Here is a 19,108-nt window from a genome sequence, read left to right as displayed (position 1 = left end):
CTGTGGGGGCAGGCGACTGCCCCCACATAAAGGCGTCACACAGGCGCGCGAAGCCTTAGGCCGCAGTGCCTGTCCGGCAGCTAACGCTCCGACTTCGGCGGGAAATACCATTGGCCGTGGCGCAGCGGCAGGAAGGCGCCGTCATCGACGCCGACCTCTTCCGCGATCCGCGTGTTCAGCACCGTGTTCATCGCGAGAACAAGGTCTTTATGCGCGGGCGTTACCGCAAGATTGTTGATTTCATCGGGGTCGTTCTGAAGATCATAGAGTTCCAGATCGTTATGCTGTGTCAGATCCTCATAGGTCGCGGGTGTATTGAAATCGAGCGGCGCGAAATAGCGGCTGAAGCGATAGCGCCCGTCGAAGACGCTGCGGATGGCGCAGCGATCATGGAAATCGGGTTCGGTCTTAAGCAGGGCAGCCAGCTTGTCCTTGATGGGCGCTGTGGACTCCATGAAGTCATCCATGCGTTTCGCCCATTTGGCATCCTGAAAGGACAGCATATTGTAGTTGAACAGTGACGCCGGGCGCAGTGACTGCGGCACGGCCTTTTCCGGCGCGGCGAGCAAGGCCGAGAAATCGCGGCCCTTCAAGCCAGCGCTGACCGTTTCCAGCTTCTCCGCATCCGCCCCCGTCAGCGCCAGCAAGGTCGGCACCAGATCGATCTGCGATGTCACTGCCTGACAGGCGACACCACCCGGATAGGCTGGATGCACGATCATCAGGGGCAGGTGGTTCTGCTGCCAATAGGCGCAATTGCCCTTGCCGCGCATCTGGTGATTGCCCCCAAGCTCACCATGGTCGGCGGTGAAGACGATGATGGTGTTCTTGTCGAGATCATTGTCTTTCAGGGAAGCCAGCACGCGCGCTACCTGCCGGTCGCAGTCGCGAATGCAATTCAGATAGTAGTTGCGCAGCACCCGCCAGCGCCTGTCCTCATCCGGCCAAGGCCCGACGAGCACGTCCTGCACGCCCTGATAGATCTTCTGGCCACGCGGCCGTCCAGGGTCGTCGAAGGATTGGCCGCGCGTCGCGGGCAAAGGCAAATCCCAGTCCGCCTGATAGATTTTGTCCGCCGGCGGCCGCGCGATCGGCATGGCATGGCTTTTCCCTTGCACGGTTTCACCCGGCAGGTCGGAATTGACATACATCACGTCATGCGGATTGACGAAATTGACGGCCAGGAACCAGGGCTTGCCGGCCGCCCGCAAATCCTCGCCGATGGTGCGGAACCAGCGCGTGGTGAAGGCGGTTGTCGTATCATCGTAATTGTAGCCGCCCAGCGTGGTGTCGATGATATCGCCGACGCCAAAGAAATCGTCGAAACCGTAGGATTGGATGATCTTGCGATAATCGGCCAGGGGCGCGTCGATCGCCTCCCGCGTCTGGTCCAGATTGGCGCTGAGATGCCATTTGCCCTGATAGGCCGCGTGGTATCCGAGTGACGCCATGCGATGGCCGATCGTCTGCACATCGGTCGGCATGTCGGGCTGCCACAGCGACCCGGCATTATCGAAGACGCCGGTCTGCTGGATATGCTGGCCGGTATAGATCGTGGATCGCGCGGGCGAGCAGACGCAGGACGCGGCCTGATGATTGAGGAAGGAAATCCCCTTCGCCTTCAGCCAGTCACGGGCGGGGACCGGCATCGGCCATTGCGGGAAGAAATGTTCCTGATCGACCAGAACGAAGAGGATATTATAGCCGCCGGGCGGCCTGTCCGGCGGCACGATGGGCGGGGACAGCGATGGTGTGTCTTCCGCTGCTGCGGGGCCGATCAGGGGCGGCAGAAGGCTGCCCGCGCCGAGCATGGCGGCACCGCTGGCAATCAGCCGGCGGCGCGACGGATTGGGCGCATCGTCTTTGGGCTGGTCCGCCATAGCCAAGCCTCCGTCCAATGCCGTAACGCTATCATTCTCATCTCGGATTGGTAAGAGGCGCGGTCTCGCCCGGGGCTGAGCCGCGGCGCTGCCGTCTGTTGACCGCGCCCGGCCAGCCTCGTACCCCAGACGGTGCCGCGCGTGACGATTACGGGAGACACAGCCGATGCCGGACGATACCAACCCGCACAGAGGCCAGTGCCATTGCGGCACGGTGCGCTTTACCGTGACGCTCAGTGATGGAGTCCGGTCCATCCGCCGCTGCACCTGTTCCTATTGCCGCATGCGCGGCGCCGTCATGGTCATGGCGGAAGCGGGCGGCATCACGATCCTGCAAGGCGAGGCGGCTTTGACGCGCTACCGCTTCCACACCGGGGCGGCGCAGCATTTCTTCTGTTCGCGTTGCGGCATCTATACGCATCATCAGCGGCGCTCGGATCAGAATCTTTACGCCGTCAATGTCGCCTGCCTGGACGGGATGAGCCCCTTCGACTTCCCGGAAGTCCCCGTCATGGACGGCATCAATCACACCAATGACACCGGCAGGCCGACGCGGCGTGCCGGCACCTTGCGCTTCATCCCGGCGGAGGAAGACTGACGCCCGTCACCAGGGCAGCGGACCGGCGCTGTTGGAGAAGCTGCCGTGCGGGCCGTCATCGCCGATCAGCGCCAGGCGCACGGGCTCGCGCGCGCCTTCTTCCAAGGTCTGCGTGCCGGAGTAGTTGTTGAGATTGGTCTTGGTATAGCCGGGGCAGGCGGCATTGACCTTGATATTGGTGCCTTCCAGCTCGGCCGCCATGGCGACCGTCATGGCGTTGAGAGCGGTCTTGGAGGCCGGATAGACCGGGCCGAAGATCGGGCGATAGGGGTAGGCCGGGTCCGAATTCAGCGTCAGCGACCCGACGCTGCTGGAGACATTGACGATGCGGGCCGAGGGCGCTTCGCGCAGCAAGGGCAGCAGCGCCTGCGTCACGGCCACGACGCCGATGACATTGGTCTCGAACACCGCGCGTATTTCATCAAGCCTGACGTTGCTGACACGGGTTGACTGCACATACTCCATCACCGTCATGTTGGGGTCGCGGCCCGTATTGGAAATGGCAGCGTTGTTGATCAGAACATCAAGACGGCCGAATTCGCTGCGGATGCGCGCGGCGGCACCGGCGATTGACGCCGTATCCGTCACGTCCAGCTGAAGAGCATGGGCGTCTGTCCCGAGTTCGGTGGCGGCGGTCTCGCCGCGCGCGACATCGCGCGATCCGACCAGCACCGTGAAGCCGTGGCTCAGCAGATCCTTCGCGATCTGAAAGCCGATTCCTTGATTGGCCCCGGTGACCAGGGCGACGGGCTTGTTCTGCATGGCGTTTTCCTTTGTCTATCCGGGATTGGCCAGGGACAGCGCACTGCGCTAGTCTGACCAATCGGAACGGCATTCCGTTTTATATGGAACTATGTTCCGTTTATCAAGTGGGGCGATGGTGAGCGGCGATACGGATGTGAGGATCGAGGGGGGAGAGAAGCGGGTGCGCGCGGATGCGCAGCGCAATCTCGACGCCATTCTTCAAGCGGCCAAGGCGGTTTTCGTGACCTCGGGCGTCGATGCCCCGGTGCGGGAAATCGCGGAAAAGGCCGGGGTCGGCATCGGCACGCTGTATCGGCACTTTCCGCAGCGGGCTGACCTGATCGCCGCCGTCTTCCGTCGGGAGATGAATGCCTGTGCCGAGGCCGCGCCCATTCTGGCCGCCGAGCATCCACCCTTCGAAGCCTTGGCGCTGTGGATGCAGCGCTATGCGCTGTTCGTGGCGACGAAAAAGGGCCTCGCCCCGGCGCTGCATTCCGGCGACATGGCCTATTGCACGCTCCGCACGCATTTCGATCAGAACGTGACGCCGGCCTTGCGCACGCTTCTGGCGGCGGCGGTGGCGGCTGGCGCGGTTCGCCCGGATGCCGATGCCGATGACCTCATCAGCGCTGTCTCCAGCCTCGCCAGTTCCGGCTATCTCAGCCGGCCGGGCCAGACGGAGCGCATGGTGGCGCTGCTCGCCGATGGGCTGCGCCTGCGGCCGTAAGGCCGTTGCGTCACGGCCAGAACCGGTTCAGGTTTGCCGCCGCAATCATGAAGGATCGTGCCGGATGGCCAATGAGATGACGCGTGCGCTGATGCAGGAAATGGGCGCACCCCTGGTCCTCGGCTGCGAGGCTATCCCGACGCCCGGTCCGGGCGAGGTGCTCATCCGCGTCTTCGCCTGCGGCGTCTGCCATTCCGACCTCCATATCGTCGACGGAGACTGGGGCCTGCCGCCCAAACTGCCGCTGATCCCCGGTCATGAAGTGGTGGGTGAGGTCGTCTCCTACGGCCCAGACACCACCGGCCCGGCGGTCGGCGCGGTAGTGGGGGTGGCCTGGAACGGCGGCGCCTGCGGCCATTGCCGCGCTTGCCTCGAAGGCGACGAGACGATCTGCCGGGAATCCGAGGGGACCGGCTTTAGCCGCGACGGTGGCTATGCCGACTATATCGTCGCGCGCGCCGCGTTTGTCGCGGAACTGCCGAAGGATATCGATGCCGCGCGCTTCGCCCCCGTGCTCTGTGCCGGCGTCACCACCTATCGCGGCCTGAAGCGCGCGCAGCTGCGGCCGGGTGCCTATGTCGCCGTCATCGGTTGCGGCGGCCTCGGCCAGATGGCCGTGCAATATGCCCGCGCCATGGGTTTTCGGCCCATCGCGGTCGATCTGGACGCCGGCAAGCTGGAACTGGCGACGCGCCTGGGTGCCGTCGCGACCGTGAAGGGCGATGTCGCCGACCTGCCGGCGGAGTTGCGCGCCATTGCTGGGGACGCCGGCCTGCGCGCCGCCATCGTCGTGGCCCCCGCGCTCAGCGCCTTCACGGCAGCCATTGCCGCCATCTCGCCCGGTGGCGCGGTCATCTTCATCGCCCTCCCGGCCAAGGACCGCGACACGCTGCCGGTCTCCATCTCCACGCTCGCGAATTTCGAAAAGCGGCTGATCGGCTCCAATGTCGGTACGCGGGCCGATCTGCTGGAAGCGGTGGAGCTCGCGCTCACTGCCGGCATTCTGGCCGATGTCGAAACCCTGCCGCTGGCAGAAGCCAATACGGCGCTGGACCGGTTGCGGCGCGGTCAGGTGCCGGGTCGACTTGTTCTGACAACCTGATCGGCGGCGCGCAGCATCGCGGCGATGCTGAGCTGGACATCGGCGTCTGTGGTTGACCAGTTGCTGACGCTGATGCGCATGGCGGTGCGGCCCTGCCATACCGTGCCGCCGCACCAGCAGACCCCGTCGGCCTGAATTTGGCCGATGACGGCGCGCGTCTCCTCCGGTGTTCCGAAGGAGACGAGCACCTGATTCAGCGCGACATCGTTGAGGATTTCATACCCGGCTTCGCGCAGGCCCTGCGCGAAGCGCTGCGCGTGGCGGCAGGTGCGGCCGATGAGTTCCGCGAGACCATCTCGGCCGAGGTTAAGAAGCGCGGCCCAGATTTCCACGCCCCGCGCGCGGCGGGAGGATTCCGGCGTGTAATGCGCGGGCTCGCGCGCGTCCGTCGTGTCTTGCGCATGATAGACGGCGGTGGCCGCCATGGCGGCGCGCAGATGGCCAGCCTTGCGCACCAGAACGATGCCGCTGTCGTAAGGCACGTTCAGCCATTTATGCCCGTCCGTCGCCCAGGAATCCGCATCGGCAAAACCGGCGGCTAAGCCAGCATGGGCGGGGCTTGCCAGCGCCCAGAGGCCGAAGGCGCCGTCCACATGCACCCAGGCGCCAGCCTTTCGGGCGACGGCGCAAATTTCCGCCGCAGGATCGAAAGCGCCGGTATTCACATTGCCGGCCTGAAGGCAGAGGATTGTGCGGTCATCGAGATAGGGCAGGCTGTCCGCCCGCATCCGCCCTTGCGCGTCGGTCGGCACGCGGATGACGCGGTCTCGGCCCAGGCCAAGCAGCGACAGTGCCTTCAAAACCGTGACATGCACTTCATCACTGACGACGATGCGCAATTCCGGCGCGCCATACAGGCCCTGCGCTTCCACATCCCAGCCGTGTCGTGACAGGATCGCGTGGCGGGCGGCGGCCAGCGCCGCGACATTGGCCATGGACGCGCCGGTGACGAACGCGCCGCCCGTATCCTGCGGCAATCCGAACAGGCCCGTCAGCCAGCCGAGTGCGACATCTTCCAGTGTGGCGGCAATGGGTGAGGTCGCGCGGAAACAGGCATTCTGGTCCCAGGCCGTTGCCAGCCAATTGGCGGCGACGGTGACAGGCAGGGCGCCCCCAATGACGAGGCCGAAATAGCGCCCGCCAGCGGTCGCGACGGTCGCCGGTGACCCGATATCGTCCAAAAGCCCGATGATCGCCGTCGCATCCAGTCCCCGCTGCGGGAAGGGATGGTTGAGATCACCCAGGCGCAGCACGGCTTCTGCCGTGGGTGCGATACGGCGGTCGCGAATATTGCGCAGATAGTCTGCGGCGCGGGTTGCGGCATCCTGTAGTAATTGGTCGTCCGGCTTAGTGTCCATGGCAAGGCGCACCTCGGTCATCGCAGCCTATTGTGCCGCTATTTCGGGATGCGCTGACCAAAGATCGCCGTCAATATTCGCGTCACCCGCGGCTTTATGCCGCAGGTGACGATAGTCAGAGGGCCGTCCGGTTCAGCCAGCCGCCTTCAGGATCAGTTCGGCGATGGTATCGGCGTGCGAGATCATCGACAGATGGCTCGACTTCACCTCGATCGTATGCGCGCCCATGCGCTTGGCCATGAAACGCTCCAGATCGGGATTGATGGTCCGGTCCTGGGTGGAGACGGCATAATAGCTCGGCTTGTGGCGCCAGGCGGCCTGCGTCACCTGGCCCGCCAGCAGCGCCTTATGGAAGGGTTCCTGCACCGCATACAGAACCTTTGCTTTCACGGCCGGAATATCGCCCGCGAAATCGCGCAGGAAGGCCTCTTCCGTCAGGCGGCCCTCGTCGCCGTCGAAGACGATCCCGGCCGAGGCCGGCGGCGTCGGATAGGTTTTGGCGAGGGCGGTATAATTCTCGCCCGCATCCGGCGCGCGCGCCGCGACATAGACGAGCGACGCCACATTCGGGTGCATGCCGGCTTCCGTCACGATCATGCCGGAGAAGGAATGGCCCACCAGAACGGTCGGGCCGTCCTGGCGGTTCAGCACGCGCTGGGCGGAGGCCACGGCATCCGGCAGGGTGGTCAGCGGATTCTGCACCGAGGTCACGTTCAGCCCGGCCGCCTGCAGGCGGGGGATGACGCCGGTCCAGCAGGATCCGTCGGCGAACAGCCCGTGAACCAGCACGATATTGCGGGCCTTCGCCCCCGGCGCCACGGGTGTGGCCGGGACGGTCGCAGTGGCAGCCGTCTGAGCATTGGCCTTGCTGGCGATGACGGTGGCAGCGGCGCCCGCCATGATGGCGGTGGAGAAATGGCGGCGGTTCAACATGGCAATCGATCCTGTTTTTGCCGGGCGCGCTCTGCTGTCCGGCTTCATAGGTGGTTTCGCTTTGCCTTGGGCGAACGCATCATGCGGCGCGCGCATTCCCACGCGCGGCAGGGCTGTGGAAGTTTTTTAGGCGAGCGCGTGACAAATCCGGCTTTCGATCGAATGAGCGTCTGATGAGCGTGACGGAGGAACGATGGTCCGCCGCCATGCGGGCCGAACGCGCGGGCGATAAGGCTGCCTATGACTGGCTGTTGCGGGATGTCAGCCGGGTGTTGCGGCCCTCCGTCCGCAGTCGGGTCGCGGCTTTGGGCCTCGCATCGGCCGAGGTGGAGGACATTCTGCAGGAGGTGCTGATCGGCCTGCACAGTATGCGGCAGCGCTGGGATGAGACGCGGCCCTTCCTGCCCTGGGTCTATGCGATCCTGCGCTACAAGCTGACGGATGCCGTGCGCCGCCGGTCGCGGGAGCGCAGGCGGCAGACCGATCTCTCCGAGGATGAATGGGGGCAGATCGTCGATCAGGCGGTGGCGGCGGATGAGGCTTTGTCGGCCACGCGCGGGCTGGAGCAGGCGATGTCGGCTCTGCCGGACGGTCAGCGCCAGGTGGTGGAGGCGCTGGCAATCGACGGCGCCTCCGTGCGGGATACGGCGGCGGCGCTGCATGTCACCGAAGGCGCGGTGCGGATGACGATGCATCGCGCCATCAAGCGGCTGGCCGGTTTGGCGGGCGGTCGCGTAAAGGAAGACGAGTGATGAGCGACACGGATTTCATAGCGAAACTGGCGGGTGAGGCCGGGCAGGGACGGGGATCGGCCCGCTTCGGCCGGCCCCTGCTGCTGAGCACGCTCGCCGCCTTCGTGCTGGCCATCGCGATCATCCTGGCCGTCTTCGCCGGCACCTTCGATGCCGGCAGCGTGCTGCGCTCCTACTCCTTCCATTTCAAGGAAGCGACCATGCTGCTGCTGGCGGCCGGGGCCTTCTGGCTGCTGCGCCAGCAGGGCATTCCCGGCACCAGCCATAAGGCGGCCTGGGCGATTCTGCCGGGTCCGCTGCTGCTGGCTTGCCTCGCGATCACCGATAGCAGCGGCTACCCATTGCTGGGGCGCGATTCCGTCTCCGTCCCGATCTGCTATTTCGCCATCCTGGGCGCGTCCGTGCCGGCGCTGGCTATTCTTCTCTATGTGACGCGCAAGGGCGTTGTCACGCGGCCGTGGCGGGCAGGGGCTGCGGCCGGCTTGCTGGCCGGCGCGCTGGGGGCTGCCGCCTATGCCATCGCCTGCAAGAATGACGGCGCGCGCTTCGTTATCCTGTGGTACGGCGCGGCCGTCGGCACTCTGACCTGCGCGGGGGCCGTCATCGGTCAGCGCTTTCTGCGCTGGTAGGAGAGACGGCTGGCCTTTGTCTGCCTTGGTTGGACCGGCCCTTAACCGTCATTCCCGCGAAAGCGGGAATCTTCTCATCCTGGCGGCACCTGACCCAGAAGATACCCGCTTGCGCGGGTATGACGGTGTTTCAGTCAAAACCTGACACACCCTATCGGATCAGGATGGCGCGGAAATCGTTCACATTCGTCAGCGTCGGGCCGGTGACGACCTGGGTACCGAGCGCCTCGAAAAACCCATGACCGTCATTGCCGTCGAGCGCCGCTTGCGGCGACAGGGCGAGTTTTAGGGCCTTGGCGAGTGTCCCGGGGCCGATGACGGCCCCGGCGATCTCCTCGGCGCCGTCCACGCCATCGGTATCGCCCGCAATCGCAGAGATACCGGCGCTGCCTTTAAGGGCGATAGCGAGGGCGAGCAGAAACTCCACATTCCGGCCGCCACGGCCTGACCCGCGCACCGTCACCGTCGTCTCCCCGCCTGACAGCAGCACGCAGGGCGCGCCCGCCGGCTGGCCGTGACGCGCCGCCTGCAAGGCGATCCCGGCCATGACGCGGCCAACCTCGCGGGACTCGCCTTCGATGGCGTCACCCAGAATGACGGGCGTGATGCCGGCGGCGCGCGCCACAGTGGCTGCCGCTTCCAAGGCAGCCTGGGGTGTCGCGATCATCCTTGTCTCGGCATGCGCGAAGGCGACGTCACCCGGTTTGGGCGGTTCGTAACGTGCGTTTGCCAGCACGGCCGCAACGGCAGGCGGCAGGTCGATCCCGTAGCGCGCCAGCACGGCCCGCGCATCCGCCTGGGTGGTGGCGTCGCCCACCGTAGGGCCGGACGCGATGACGGAAGGGTCATCCCCCGGCACGTCGGAAATCACCAGCGTCACCAGCGGCGCGGGGGCGGCGGCCTGTGCCAGCCGGCCGCCTTTGACGGCCGACAGATGCTTGCGGACGCAGTTCATCTCCTCGATGGCGGCGCCCGAGCGCAGCAGCGCGCGATTGATGGCCTGCTTGTCGGCCAGCGTCACGCCAGGCAGGGGGGCGGCCAGCAAAGCCGATCCGCCGCCGGAAATCAGGCAAAGCACCAGATCATCCGGCGTCAGGCCGCGCACCAGATCCAGAATCCGCAAAGCGGCGGCCTCTCCCGCCGCGTCCGGCACGGGATGGCTGGCCTCCACCACCTCGATCCGGTCCAGCGGCCCGACGCCATGGCCGTAGCGGGTCACGACCAATCCGCTCATGGGCTTATCCTGCGGCCAGGCGCGTTCTACGGCCTGCGCCATGCTGGCGGCCGCCTTGCCGGCGCCGACCACGATGGTGCGGCCCCGGGGCGGCGCGGGCAGATGGGCCGGCAAGGTATGCGATGGCGAGGCCGAGTCTATCGCCGCCTGAAACATCTGCCGCAGAAGCGTCTCATCATCCGTCACGGTCTGTCCTTAGGCCAAAAGCAAGATTAAGGCCCCAGCTTGCACCGGTTCGACGGTCACGAGAAGCACCGAGGCTTGAGGCAGCAATTGAGACATTGCTCCCATAACTCTGCGACATTTTGTGCGGATGGAGTTGTCTTCCGGGCAAGATATGATATGGATGTCGCAAGAGACGGTTCATATTTTGAATGGCCGCATGGAATCCGACAGAGATTCCAAGGAGGAAACGATGACAGCCGAAGGCAAAAGCCTTGGCCTTGCGGAGCATTGCGCGTGAGCGCGGCAGCAATTGCGGACATGCCGCAAGCCGCCGGCGATATCGCTGTCGATTGCAGCAGCCTGACCAAATCCTATGAAGGCGTGCCGGTTCTGCGCGATATCTCGGCGCGCTTCCTGCGCGGTACCGTGAATGTGCTGGCCGGGGAAAACGGCGCCGGCAAATCGACGCTGTTCAAGATCATTTCGGGCCAGGTGACGCCCGATAGCGGCCATCTGTCGCTGTTCGGCGAGGGCATTCGCCGCTTCGATGCGCGCCACGCCCAAGGACTTGGCGTCTCCATCATTCCGCAGGAACTCGCCCCCATTCCCGATATGAAGGTGTGGCAGAATCTGATGATCGGGCGGGAGAAGTCGGGCTTCGGCCTGCTGCGCCGCCGCCAGATGATCGAGGAAGCGGCGGCGATGATGGAAGGCGTCGGCCTGTCGGTTGACCCGAACCTGCCGATGAAGCGCCTCAATGTCGCGACCACGCAGATGATCGAAATCCTGAAAGCGACATCGCGCCAGGCCAAGATCATCCTGATGGATGAGCCGACATCCTCGCTCAGCGGGCGGGAGGTGGAACAGCTGTTTCGCGTCATCCGCCGCCTGCGCGCGGACGGCGTCTGCATTCTTTATACCAGCCATCGCATGGAAGAGATCGAGGCGATTTCGGACACCGTCGCCATCATGCGTGACGGCGCCATCATTCGTCATGCCCCGACCTCAACGCTGACCGAACGCGCCATAATCGCCGATATGGTCGGGCGCGAAATCACCGAACTCTTTCCCGATCGCCAGATTCTGGAAAGCGACAAGCCGGTTCTGGAAGTCAGCAATCTTGCCGTGAAGGGCTATAAGTCTTCGGTCTCCTTCACGGTCAAGGCGGGCGAAATTCTGGGCCTCGGCGGGCTTGTCGGCGCTGGCCGGTCCGAAATGCTGGAAGCCATCTACGGCATGCGCAAGGCCACCGGCTCTCTGCGCCTGGACGGCCGCGATCTGCCGCTGGGCCATATGAAGGAATCGATCAAGTGCGGCATCGCCATGGTGCCGGAAGATCGCAAGATTTCCGGCATCCTGACCTCGCTGTCGATCATCGATAATGTCACCCTGCCGCATCTGAATTCCTTCGTGACGCCGGGCGGTTTGCTGGAAAACGGCAAGCGCCGCACGCAGGCATTGGATGTTCTGAAGCGCACCAAGGTTGCCTATGCGACGCTGGGCCAGAAGGTCGGCCATCTTTCGGGTGGCAATCAGCAGAAGGTGGCGCTGGCCCGCTGGCTCGTCACCGGCACGCCGCGCCTGCTCATTCTGGATGAGCCGACGCGCGGCATCGATGTCGGCGCCCGCAGCGAACTCTATCGGCTGATCAACGATCTGGCGGCGCAGGGTGTGGCGGTTCTGCTAGCATCCTCCGACATGCCGGAACTTATCAACCTCAGTCACCGTGTGCTCGTCATCCGCGAAGGAGCGATCATGGGTGAATTGAAGAAGAACGAGCTGGAACAGGAAGCGATCCTGCGTCTGGCGATGGGAAGGTCATCCAATGGCAAGCAATAGCATCACCCCAGCGGTTGCCAATGCGGCGGAGCCGAAAGGCCTGCCGTCACCCCGGCAGATCGGCCGCTTCGCGCTGCGCTATGCGCTGGTGATCATCCTGGCCGTGTTCCTGGTGACGCTGGCCATTTCCAACCATACCTTCCTGACCTTCTCCAATATGAACGTCATCCTGATCCAGGTGGCGGCCAATGCGCTGCTGGCGACGGGCGCGACATTCGTCATCCTGACCGGCGGTATCGATCTCTCCGTCGGCAGCATCGTCGGCCTGTCCGGTGTCGTTGGCGCGCTGTTTGCGCAGGATGACGGCGTGCTGACCTGCACCGAGGCCGTCATCCTCGGCATCGCCGCCGGCACCGCCATCGGCGCCTTCAACGGCGCGCTGGTGGCCTTCGCCCGCGTGCCGCCTTTCGTGGCCACACTCGGCAATATGACGGTCGCCTCGGGCCTTGCTTTCGTCGCCAGCGACGGCCAGCCGATTTCGGGCCTGTCCGATCAGTTCCTGGCGCTGAGCGGCAAGGTCTTCGGCCTCTCCATTCCGGTGGCGGTGATGATCGTCGTCGTCGTGCTGGCCTGGATCATTCTGGCCCGCACCAAATTCGGCATGCATATCTATGCGGTCGGCGGCAATCCGCAGGCGGCGCGCGTGGCGGGCGTCAGCCTCCGCAGCAATCGCTTTCTGGTCTATACCATCTCGGGCTTTCTGGCCGGTGTCGCCGGTGTCATCCTGGCCGCGCGTGCGACCGCCGGCATTGCCACCAACGGCACGGGTTACGAGCTGAACGCCATCGCGGCTGCCGTCATCGGCGGCATCAGCCTGGCCGGCGGCCGCGGCTCCATCATCGGCACCGTCTTCGGCTTCCTGATCATCGGGGTGCTGGATAACGGCCTCAACATCATCAACGTTTCGCCCTTCTACCAGCTCATCGTCAAAGGCCTGATCATCATCGGCGCCGTCTTCGTCGACAGCGTCATGAACCGCGGCGACGACTGAGCCTGAAGGGGACGTGCCTTGCCTGCGCCGTCGCCTGAAGGCGGCGGCGTTTAAAAAAACGACTACACAAAAGGGATTGAGAAATGTCGTCCAAATTTCTGAAGATTCTTCTGGCGGGCGTGGCCCTCTCGGTCGGCACCGCCGGCGCCGCCCCGGCTTTCGCGGACGCGAAGAACCCGGTCATCGGCTTCACCGTCTATGACATGTCCTCCTTCATCTCGCTCGGCAAGCGCGGCGTGGAAGCGGTGGCTAAGGCCAATAACGCGACCCTGCTGTGGAACAGCGCCGGCATGGACGTGAACGCCCAGATTTCGCAGTTCCAGCAGTTCATCAACCGAAAGGTCGATGCGATTGTGGTGGCGCCGGTGAATTCCGCGACGCTGACGCCGCAGATCAAGGCCGCCAAGGAAGCCGGCATCGCCGTCATCGTCACCAACCTGACGGCAAGCCCCGACGCGACGCCGTACCTCACCTCCTATGTCGGCCCGGATGACGTGATGGCCGGCGCGAACGAGGCGAAGCACATGATGACGGCGCTGGGCAGCAAGGGCAATGTCGTCGTGCTCCAGGGGCCGCTGGGCCAGTCCGGTGAAATCGACCGCACCAAGGGCATCAAGCAGGTTCTGGCGCAGAACCCGAATGTGACGGTGCTGGCCATCCAGCCCGGCAACTGGGCGCGTAATCAGGCCTACAGCATCACGCAGGATTGGCTGTCGCGCTACGGCAGCAAGATCGATGGCATCATCGCCGAGAATGACGACATGGCCATCGGCGCGATTCAGGCGCTGAAGGAAAAGGGTCTGGCCGGCAAGATCCCGGTCACCGGCACGGATGGCATCAAGGACGGCATGCGCGCCGTGCGCGACGGCACCGAGCTGGAAAGCAACCTGCAGGATGGCCCGCTGGAACTCGGCATGGCCGAGCAGGTCGCCATCAACCATGTTCAGGGCAAGCCGGTTCCGGCCACCGCCATGTTCATCATGCCGGAACTGACCAAGGCGAATGTCGATCACTACTACACGCAGATGTACGGCGACTTTAACGGCTTTCTGAAGACGCTGCCGGCGCTGATCAACGCCAACCTGGCGTCCGGCAACTACGGCAACCAGTAACACCTGCCGCAGACTGTAGAGGCGCCCGGCTCATGCTGATGAGCCGGGCCGCTTTGCCCCTTTTGGAGCCTGAGCCCCATGGGAGATGACAGTCAGAAGGTGCGCGGGGTCGATGGACGGCGCCAGCGCATTCTGAATTACCTTCTGCAAGAGACGGCAGCCCAGGTCGATGAACTGGCGGAGCGCTTCGGCGTCAGCCGCATGACGGTGCATCGCGATCTGGATGCGCTGTCGGAACTGGGTTTCGTCCGCAAGGTTCATGGCGGCGCCCGCGTGCAGTCCTTCACGCTGGTGGAAACCGACTTCGCCCAGCGCGGCACCATCGCCACACCCGAAAAGCGCGCCATCGCGCGGCTGGCGGCCGAGCTTGTGCAGCCGGGCCAGATCATCGCGCTGGATGATTCCAGCACCTCGACCTTTTTGGCGGAACAATTGGCGCCCATTTCGCCGCTCACCGTCATCACCAACGGTCTGGGCCCCCTGGAGCGGCTGCGCGGTGACCCCGGCAAGACCGTGATCTGCCTGGGTGGCACCTATTACGAGCATTTCCATGCCTTCTTCGGCCTGGTCTGCGAACAGGCCATTCGCGGCCTGCGGGCCAATATGGCGTTCATTTCCGCTCAGAGCATCTGGGAGAATACGCTCTATCACTCGGAAGAAGACGTCGCGAAGATCAAGCTGGCCATGGCCTCCGTCGCGACCGAGCGCGTGCTGATGGCCAATAGCCAGAAATTCGGTGTGACGGCCCTGCATCGCTTCGGCGATGTCTCCGATTTCGACACCATCATTACCGATCGCGGCCTGTCCGGCCCCGATCTGGAAAAGTTGCGGGAGACGAAGCTGCAGATCAAACTCGCCGATCTGCAAGCGAGCTGACGCAATGTCCCATCCCTCACCAGGATCAGAAACATGACCTCCAATTTCGCCAAAGCCTATGATCTGTCGGGCCAGGTCGCCATCGTCACCGGCGGCGCGCAGGGCATCGGCCTCGCCATTTCCACCATGCTGGCCGAGCAGGGCGCGCGCATCGTCATCGTCGACCAAAATCCGCAAGTGGGTGACATCGCCGAGGGCTTAGGCAATGGCAGCTACGGCCTGGCCGTCGATGTGCGGGACGATGCCGCCGTCCATGCGGCGGTGGATGAGATTGCGGGTGAGAATGGCCGCATCGATATCCTGGTCAATAATGTCGGCATCGCGCCGATTGCGCTGGCGACCGATCTGACGGTCGGGCAGTGGGACGCGACTTTCGCCATCAATCTGCGCGCGGCCTTTCTGTTCGCGCAGGCGACGGGCAAGCACATGATCGGCCGCAACTATGGCCGCATCATCAGCCTGGCCTCCCAGGCGGCGATCGTCGCCCTGGAAGGCCATATCGCCTATACGGCCAGCAAGGCGGGCGTCATCGCCATGTCGAAGGTGCTGGCGCTGGAATGGGGGCCGCACGGCATCACCGCCAATACGATTTCGCCGACTGTCGTCAATACCGCCATGGGCCGTGAAGTCTGGGCCGGTGAGAAGGGTATCGCCTTCCGCGCCAAGATCCCGGTCGGCCGTTTCGGGGAGGTCGAGGAAATCGCCCATGCCGTGCTGTATCTGGCGAGCGCCGCGGCCGGGCTGATCAATGGCGAAAACCTCGTCATCGACGGCGGCTATACGGTGGTTTGATCACCCATTAGTCATGCGCGGGCTTGACCCGCGCATCTACCCGCCTGGGCGCCATGACGGCGTTTCGGCGCCTAGACGGGTAGATCCCCGGGACAGGCCCCGGGATGACGATTTTTTGGCCTCATCGCTTTTGTAGTTGCGGCGTCAATCCATCGCCACATGCGCCTCGCCGGGCTCGGCGGGCTTGGGTTGCGCCTTCGGCTTGCGCATCAGAAACAGCAGCAGCAGGCAGGGCGCGGAACTGATTAGCAGCGCCATGAAGGCATCGCCATAGCCGATGATGCTGGCCTGGCGCTGGATCATCTGGTCCATCTGCTGTGCGCCCAGCGCCGTCGTCGGGTCCAGCATCCGCATCGCATTGCCGGTGAAGGGATGGGCGAAGGGCGTCACGAACCAGCTCAGCACCGCATGTTCGTATTGCGACATCTGCGTCACGATGGCCGAGCTGACGGAGGTGCCGATGGCCATGCCGATATTGCGCGTCAGGCTCATCGCCGCTGCGCCATCGCCGCGCAAAGCCGGGTTCAGCGTCGCGAAGGCGATCATCTGCAAGGGCATGAACACCGCGCCGATGCCGAAACCCTGCACGACGATGACGGTGATGATCCAGCTGCTGGACACGTCCGGCGTCCACAGCGTCATCCAATACAGCGACAGCAGCAGCAGCACGATGCCGACGAACATCTGCAATCGCACATCGACCTTGGTGCCAAGGCGTCCGCAAATCATCATCGCCGCCATGGTGCCGAAGCCGCGAGGGGCCATTTCCAGGCCGGCCGAGCGCACGGAATAGCCTGACAGGCGCTGCAAGTATGGGGCGAGCAGGGCGGAGCTCGACAGCAGCACCAGCCCGACCAGAAACATCATCAGGATGGCGCTGAGCATATTGCGATCCGTGAAGATGCCTTTGGGCAGCAGCGGCTTGTCAGAGGTCAGCATATGGACGGTGAAAAGATAGAAGCCGAGAGCGGCGATGATGCTCTCGCAGATGACCTCGTTCGAGCCGAACCAGTCCTTGGTCTCGCCCCGGTCCAGCGCCAGCTGCAAGCCCGTCAGCGCGATGCCGAGGATGGCAAAGCCGGTCCAGTCGAAACGCGGCACCGGCTTGTCGTCATCCTTCATCATGAAGATGAGAACGCCGACCGTCGCCAGAATGCCGAAGGGCAGATTGACGAAGAAGACATAGCGCCAGTTGTAGAGGTCGGTCAGATAGCCGCCCAGCGTCGGGCCCAGAATAGGCCCCAGCATCACGCCCATGCCCCAGATCGACATGGCGCTGCCGCGCTTTTCGATCGGATAGATATTGAGCAGGATCGACTGCGACAGCGGCACCAGGGCCGCGCCGAACACGCCTTGCAGGAAGCGGAACAACACCATTTCGCCGATGCTGCCGGCGATGCCGCAGAGCATGGAGGTGACGGTGAAGCCGATCAGGCTGATGAACAGCACGTTTTTGGTGCCGAAGCGTGCGCTCATCCAGCCGACCGGCGCCGTCATGATGGCGGCGGCGACGACATAGGAGGTCAGCACCCAGTTGATCTGGTCGGAATTGGCCGACAGCGTGCCTTGCATATAGGGCAGGGCGACATTGGCGATGGTGCTGTCCAGCGCCTGCATCAGCGTCGCCAGCATGACGCAGATGGTGATGATGGTCCGCGTGGCCGGCGTTATGCGCTCATGCAGCGGAATGGCGGAGGTCGCGGCGGACATCGACGGCGCTTTCCGCTTACCAGAGATCGGACAGGTGGCGTTCGTGATGGGTGTCGACCGAAACCTCGACGCTCATGCCCGCGCGCAGAACCAGATCCTTCGGACCGCCGGTGATCTGCACGCGCATCGGAATGCGCTGCACGACCTTCACCCAGTTGCCGGAGGAATTCTCCGCCGGCAGCAGGGAGAACTGGCTGCCGGAGGCCGGGGAAATGCTTTCCACCTTGCCGGTCCATTTCGCACCCGGATAGGCGTCCACCGCAATCGTCACATCCTGGCCCGTCCGCACATTGGTCAGCTGGGTTTCCTTGAACTGCGCGGTGACGAAGACGTCGTCGGTCGAGACGATGCCGAAGGCCGCCGCCGAGGCGGTCAGATACTGGCCGCGCTGGAGGTTTTCCACATTCGTCACGATGCCGTTGAAGGGCGCGCGGACAATGGTGTGGTCAAGCTGGCGCTGCGCTTCCGCGACATCGGCCTGGGCGCTGAGATAGTCCGGCAGCTGATCGACCGGGGTTGTGATATCGCCGCCCAGTTTGGCGAGCTGCGTCTTCGCTTGTTCCTGCAAGGATTCCAGGCGCGACTGGTCAGCCATCAGCTTGAAATGGGCGTCGTCATATTCGGCGCGCGTCACGCCGCCGCTATGGATGAGCGAGGCATAGCGGCCGAAATCCGCCTGATCCTGCTGCACCTGGGCCTGGGCCGTATCCACGTCCTTCAGCATGCGCTGATAGTCTTCCTTGGATGCGTTCAATGTTTCGGCGGTCTGCGCCAATTTGGCCTTCGCACCATCCAGCATGATCTGGAAATGATGCTCGCCCAGGTGGAACAGAACCTGGCCGGCGGTCACATGCTGGCCCTCATGAACCAGAACCTCAGACACCAGACCCGATACATCTGTGGTGGCATTGGTCTCGGCCGCCTGCACATAGGCGTCGTCGGTCGAAATATAGCGGCCGCCGGTCAGCCAGACATAGCCGCAGCCGACGATGACGACGGCGATGCCGCCCAGCATCAGGATGGGGCGCAGGACGCTGCGCTTGCGGCGGGCGGGCTTGGCCGGGATGGACTGTGCCGGCGGCGGGGCGCTGCTTTCGGGCTTCCGGGCGTCACCGGCATCGGCGGTGGTACGATCGCGCGTCGAAATCTGGTTCATGCTCAGACTGCTGCTTTGGTGCTATTGGTTATGGCTTGGGCTGCGCCGTCGCCGCCCTTCAGCGCGTGTGAAATATTCGCTTTGACCCGTGCCATGCCGGCCTGCATGGTCGCCAGCGTTGCGGCATCAATACCTTCGCTGATTAGCGTGACGATTTCGCGGCGGCGCTCGGCCAGCTCTGCCAGAACGGGTTCGGCGGCGGGCAGAAGCTGCAACCGCCAGATGCGGCGATCCTGCTCGTCCGGCAGGCGTTCCACCAATCCCGAATTTTCCAGCCGGTCGACCAGGCGGCCGACCGTGATCGGCTCCACCGCCATCATCTGCGCGAGGTCTTTCTGGGACAGGCCCGGATTCTGGGCGAGCTTGATGAGCAGAACCCACTGTGCCTTGGACATGCCGCGCGTCCGCGCGATGCGGTCGGCATAGACGCCGACCAGCCGCGCGGTATCGCCGATGAGGAAGAGGAGATCCTCCTCGTGGGGGTAATTGGCCATCCCGAGATATTATAAC

Annotated in this window: 18 protein-coding genes; 10 read left to right on the top strand and 8 right to left on the bottom strand. The window is 64.3% G+C overall.

The window, feature by feature from the left end; all coding sequences use genetic code 11:
• Positions 1–80: 80 nt before the first annotated feature.
• Entirely contained in the window at positions 81–1,880 is a 1,800-nt protein-coding gene (locus ASILVAE211_RS13435; protein ID WP_227321840.1) for a sulfatase-like hydrolase/transferase, read from the bottom strand.
• Positions 1,881–2,046: 166 nt separating this feature from the next.
• Here ASILVAE211_RS13435 and ASILVAE211_RS13430 point away from each other — a divergent pair, with 166 nt between their 5' ends.
• On the top strand, positions 2,047–2,478 hold the full coding sequence (locus ASILVAE211_RS13430; protein WP_227321839.1) for a GFA family protein: 432 nt from the start codon (positions 2,047–2,049) through the stop codon (positions 2,476–2,478).
• Between the two features lie 6 nt (positions 2,479–2,484).
• Here the strand turns inward: ASILVAE211_RS13430 and ASILVAE211_RS13425 are convergent, their stop codons facing one another.
• Positions 2,485–3,240: an SDR family oxidoreductase gene (locus tag ASILVAE211_RS13425; RefSeq protein WP_227321838.1), complete on the bottom strand. Its 756-nt coding sequence runs from the start codon at positions 3,238–3,240 to the stop codon at positions 2,485–2,487.
• 118 nt (positions 3,241–3,358) lie between these two features.
• Between ASILVAE211_RS13425 and ASILVAE211_RS13420 the strand changes: the two genes are divergently transcribed.
• The gene (locus ASILVAE211_RS13420; RefSeq protein ID WP_227321837.1) at positions 3,359–3,949 is read left to right on the top strand and encodes a TetR/AcrR family transcriptional regulator; all 591 of its coding nucleotides are present in this window, start codon (positions 3,359–3,361) and stop codon (positions 3,947–3,949) included.
• Positions 3,950–4,013: 64 nt separating this feature from the next.
• Positions 4,014–5,051: an alcohol dehydrogenase catalytic domain-containing protein gene (locus tag ASILVAE211_RS13415; protein WP_227321836.1), complete on the top strand. Its 1,038-nt coding sequence runs from the start codon at positions 4,014–4,016 to the stop codon at positions 5,049–5,051.
• Here the strand turns inward: ASILVAE211_RS13415 and ASILVAE211_RS13410 are convergent.
• Together ASILVAE211_RS13410 and ASILVAE211_RS13405 are read right to left on the bottom strand one after the other, a co-directional pair.
• Positions 5,018–6,430, bottom strand: a complete 1,413-nt coding sequence (locus tag ASILVAE211_RS13410) for a pyridoxal phosphate-dependent decarboxylase family protein (protein WP_227321835.1) — start codon at positions 6,428–6,430, stop codon at positions 5,018–5,020. The genes ASILVAE211_RS13415 and ASILVAE211_RS13410 overlap by 34 nt on opposite strands.
• A gap of 111 nt (positions 6,431–6,541) precedes the next feature.
• Entirely contained in the window at positions 6,542–7,342 is an 801-nt protein-coding gene (locus ASILVAE211_RS13405) for an alpha/beta fold hydrolase (protein WP_227321834.1), read from the bottom strand.
• A gap of 173 nt (positions 7,343–7,515) precedes the next feature.
• On the opposite strand from ASILVAE211_RS13405, the gene ASILVAE211_RS13400 reads away from it, so the two are divergent.
• A complete protein-coding gene (locus ASILVAE211_RS13400) occupies positions 7,516–8,094 on the top strand; it encodes a sigma-70 family RNA polymerase sigma factor (protein WP_227321833.1) in 579 nt (192 codons plus the stop codon).
• Positions 8,094–8,723, top strand: coding sequence for an NrsF family protein (locus ASILVAE211_RS13395; protein ID WP_227321832.1), 630 nt, complete (start codon positions 8,094–8,096; stop codon positions 8,721–8,723). Before ASILVAE211_RS13400 ends, ASILVAE211_RS13395 begins: the two co-directional genes overlap by 1 nt.
• 151 nt (positions 8,724–8,874) lie before the next feature.
• Here ASILVAE211_RS13395 and ASILVAE211_RS13390 read toward each other — a convergent pair whose 3' ends face one another.
• Positions 8,875–10,113, bottom strand: a complete 1,239-nt coding sequence (locus ASILVAE211_RS13390) for a glycerate kinase type-2 family protein (protein WP_227321996.1) — start codon at positions 10,111–10,113, stop codon at positions 8,875–8,877.
• A gap of 303 nt (positions 10,114–10,416) precedes the next feature.
• Here ASILVAE211_RS13390 and ASILVAE211_RS13385 point away from each other — a divergent pair, with 303 nt between their 5' ends.
• The 5 genes from ASILVAE211_RS13385 (at position 10,417) to ASILVAE211_RS13365 (ending at position 15,732) form a co-directional block, all read left to right on the top strand.
• Positions 10,417–11,961: a sugar ABC transporter ATP-binding protein gene (locus ASILVAE211_RS13385; RefSeq protein ID WP_227321831.1), complete on the top strand. Its 1,545-nt coding sequence runs from the start codon at positions 10,417–10,419 to the stop codon at positions 11,959–11,961.
• Positions 11,948–12,952 carry an ABC transporter permease gene (locus ASILVAE211_RS13380; protein ID WP_227321830.1) on the top strand — a complete coding sequence of 335 codons (1,005 nt, stop codon included), beginning with the start codon at positions 11,948–11,950 and terminating at the stop codon, positions 12,950–12,952. Before ASILVAE211_RS13385 ends, ASILVAE211_RS13380 begins: the two co-directional genes overlap by 14 nt.
• 83 nt (positions 12,953–13,035) lie before the next feature.
• The gene (locus ASILVAE211_RS13375) at positions 13,036–14,064 is read left to right on the top strand and encodes a substrate-binding domain-containing protein (RefSeq protein WP_227321829.1); all 1,029 of its coding nucleotides are present in this window, start codon (positions 13,036–13,038) and stop codon (positions 14,062–14,064) included.
• Positions 14,065–14,142: 78 nt separating this feature from the next.
• A complete protein-coding gene (locus tag ASILVAE211_RS13370) occupies positions 14,143–14,940 on the top strand; it encodes a DeoR/GlpR family DNA-binding transcription regulator (RefSeq protein ID WP_227321828.1) in 798 nt (265 codons plus the stop codon).
• Positions 14,941–14,973: 33 nt separating this feature from the next.
• Entirely contained in the window at positions 14,974–15,732 is a 759-nt protein-coding gene (locus ASILVAE211_RS13365; RefSeq protein ID WP_227321827.1) for a GolD/DthD family dehydrogenase, read from the top strand.
• 144 nt (positions 15,733–15,876) lie between these two features.
• Here ASILVAE211_RS13365 and ASILVAE211_RS13360 read toward each other — a convergent pair whose 3' ends face one another.
• From ASILVAE211_RS13360 to ASILVAE211_RS13350, 3 genes are read right to left on the bottom strand one after another with little or no spacing between them, the layout of a single operon-like run.
• Positions 15,877–17,442, bottom strand: a complete 1,566-nt coding sequence (locus tag ASILVAE211_RS13360) for a DHA2 family efflux MFS transporter permease subunit (RefSeq protein ID WP_227321826.1) — start codon at positions 17,440–17,442, stop codon at positions 15,877–15,879.
• Between the two features lie 16 nt (positions 17,443–17,458).
• Positions 17,459–18,598 carry an HlyD family secretion protein gene (locus tag ASILVAE211_RS13355; RefSeq protein ID WP_227321825.1) on the bottom strand — a complete coding sequence of 380 codons (1,140 nt, stop codon included), beginning with the start codon at positions 18,596–18,598 and terminating at the stop codon, positions 17,459–17,461.
• Positions 18,599–18,600: 2 nt separating this feature from the next.
• Entirely contained in the window at positions 18,601–19,092 is a 492-nt protein-coding gene (locus ASILVAE211_RS13350; RefSeq protein WP_227321824.1) for a MarR family winged helix-turn-helix transcriptional regulator, read from the bottom strand.
• Between the last annotated feature and the right edge of the window lie 16 nt (positions 19,093–19,108).

The sequence above is a fragment of the Acidisoma silvae genome (assembly GCF_020618775.1).
Lineage (GTDB): Bacteria > Pseudomonadota > Alphaproteobacteria > Acetobacterales > Acetobacteraceae > Acidisoma > Acidisoma silvae.
The sequence above is the reverse complement of the archived record's forward strand: the minus strand, read 5'-3'. Positions and strand labels throughout refer to the sequence as shown.

Coding starts and splice junctions, on each gene's coding strand:
- ASILVAE211_RS13435 (WP_227321840.1), bottom strand. CDS start 1,880: ATGGCGGACCAGCCCAAAGACGATGCGCCCAATCCGTCGCGCCGCCGG.
- ASILVAE211_RS13430 (WP_227321839.1), top strand. CDS start 2,047: ATGCCGGACGATACCAACCCGCACAGAGGCCAGTGCCATTGCGGCACG.
- ASILVAE211_RS13425 (WP_227321838.1), bottom strand. CDS start 3,240: ATGCAGAACAAGCCCGTCGCCCTGGTCACCGGGGCCAATCAAGGAATC.
- ASILVAE211_RS13415 (WP_227321836.1), top strand. CDS start 4,014: ATGGCCAATGAGATGACGCGTGCGCTGATGCAGGAAATGGGCGCACCC.
- ASILVAE211_RS13410 (WP_227321835.1), bottom strand. CDS start 6,430: ATGACCGAGGTGCGCCTTGCCATGGACACTAAGCCGGACGACCAATTA.
- ASILVAE211_RS13405 (WP_227321834.1), bottom strand. CDS start 7,342: ATGTTGAACCGCCGCCATTTCTCCACCGCCATCATGGCGGGCGCCGCT.
- ASILVAE211_RS13400 (WP_227321833.1), top strand. CDS start 7,516: ATGAGCGTGACGGAGGAACGATGGTCCGCCGCCATGCGGGCCGAACGC.
- ASILVAE211_RS13395 (WP_227321832.1), top strand. CDS start 8,094: ATGAGCGACACGGATTTCATAGCGAAACTGGCGGGTGAGGCCGGGCAG.
- ASILVAE211_RS13390 (WP_227321996.1), bottom strand. CDS start 10,113: ATGTTTCAGGCGGCGATAGACTCGGCCTCGCCATCGCATACCTTGCCG.
- ASILVAE211_RS13380 (WP_227321830.1), top strand. CDS start 11,948: ATGGCAAGCAATAGCATCACCCCAGCGGTTGCCAATGCGGCGGAGCCG.
- ASILVAE211_RS13375 (WP_227321829.1), top strand. CDS start 13,036: ATGTCGTCCAAATTTCTGAAGATTCTTCTGGCGGGCGTGGCCCTCTCG.
- ASILVAE211_RS13370 (WP_227321828.1), top strand. CDS start 14,143: ATGGGAGATGACAGTCAGAAGGTGCGCGGGGTCGATGGACGGCGCCAG.
- ASILVAE211_RS13365 (WP_227321827.1), top strand. CDS start 14,974: ATGACCTCCAATTTCGCCAAAGCCTATGATCTGTCGGGCCAGGTCGCC.
- ASILVAE211_RS13360 (WP_227321826.1), bottom strand. CDS start 17,442: ATGTCCGCCGCGACCTCCGCCATTCCGCTGCATGAGCGCATAACGCCG.
- ASILVAE211_RS13355 (WP_227321825.1), bottom strand. CDS start 18,598: ATGAACCAGATTTCGACGCGCGATCGTACCACCGCCGATGCCGGTGAC.
- ASILVAE211_RS13350 (WP_227321824.1), bottom strand. CDS start 19,092: ATGGCCAATTACCCCCACGAGGAGGATCTCCTCTTCCTCATCGGCGAT.